Here is a 1,418-nt window from a genome sequence, read left to right as displayed (position 1 = left end):
TTTGTGCTTTTTTTTCTTCTTCTCTGTTTTATCCCTAGCGACATTTCCAAATTCCGGCTTAGATTTTGGTTTAGTTATTGGAACTTTTTGTCTACCCTTCGATGTTTTCTTTTTCTTCTTTTTCAAAGCTTTCATAAATGAACCTACGGTTTTATAAAGATAGGTTTGTAATAACCTAAAGAACCCAAATGTAGTCCTATCTGATTGAGTTTGAAGTTTTACTAATAAGGAAAGCCCATATGCGATTAAAGCCAGGAACATTTGGTTCCATATCCCTTGTGGCTTCGTGCTCCATATTTTTGTAAATTTCAAATGCTGTTTTACCCATTTAAAGAACAACTCAATTGTCCAACGGGCACGGTAGATTTCCATCACTTGTTGGTCCGTTAGGTCAAACCGGTTCGTTAAAATTCGGTAGGTTCTTTCTTTTTCATCCATAAATTCAATGCAGCGAACAGGCTTTTTAGACACGTTATAGGATACTTTTGCATCAAGAGTCACGGATGGATGAGTGGGTGTGTACTCTTTTAATATACCTAAACGAAGAGATTTCGTGAGTCGAACAACATAGGATATCCCTTTTTCTTCCCAGGTTTCAAATTTTTCTCTGGAAGGATATCCACGATCCATTACATAAATGGCATTTGATTCCTCAACCAAATCATCTGAACCTTCATTGTCACTTAACTTACCTGAAGATGGTACAATTTTGTCGGGATAAACTACATTTTCTGACGCAACTACCAATCTAGTATGCATCTTAACCGCAGTATGGCTCTTTGAAATAAATGCCCAATCACATAAATTTTTGGGTAAACTTATTTCAGTAGAATCAATAATTTTCAATACACCCAACCCATTAGGTAGGCCCTTCAGCCCTTTGGTGAACAGCTGAATCTTCTTTACAACTTTAACAAAAAGATTTTGTAACCATTCAGTTGGCAGGTCGGAGATCCTGCGACTTAACTGAGATCCGCTTATTTCTTCTATCCCAATCTCCTTACGGAGCTTTGGATGTGCCCCTAACTTTTCTTCCATGTTTTTATATGAATCCCATTCGTCCAACTGGGCCGCTACAAAAATTTTTATTAAGGATTTAGTTGAAAGTTTTTTCCCATAATCAATTAGGGGGCAATCATAATCCTCTAGTGGAAGTTGGGAAAGACATTGACAAATGAGCATTTCACGTCCTATACTTTTCTTGTTCATTATGAAACTCCTTTGTAGAAGACTTGTTTGTTTAAGGGAACAAAACAAGGTCAACCACTTCTACAATAGGAGTTTTTTTCTTGTGTGTAAATACATTTTTTTTGAAATTATGGGAAATTTTTAAACCCATGCAAGGCTAGTGATACATACCCAGGCACCTTCCAATTTTATGGATGGTGCCTGGCACTTTTTCAAGGCACTTTTCTATG

1 protein-coding gene is annotated in these 1,418 nt (G+C 36.7%); it reads right to left on the bottom strand.

The features are described 5' to 3' along the window. The coding region (locus tag H0185_RS20990) for an IS4 family transposase (protein WP_221875459.1) at nt 1-1,209 on the bottom strand (1,209 nt) is incomplete at its 3' end. Between the last annotated feature and the right edge of the window lie 209 nt (nt 1,210-1,418).

The sequence above is a fragment of the Mesobacillus maritimus genome, assembly GCF_019749255.1.
In the GTDB taxonomy this organism is placed as follows: domain Bacteria; phylum Bacillota; class Bacilli; order Bacillales; family Cytobacillaceae; genus Mesobacillus_B; species Mesobacillus_B maritimus_A.
The sequence above is the reverse complement of the archived record's forward strand: the minus strand, read 5'-3'. Positions and strand labels throughout refer to the sequence as shown.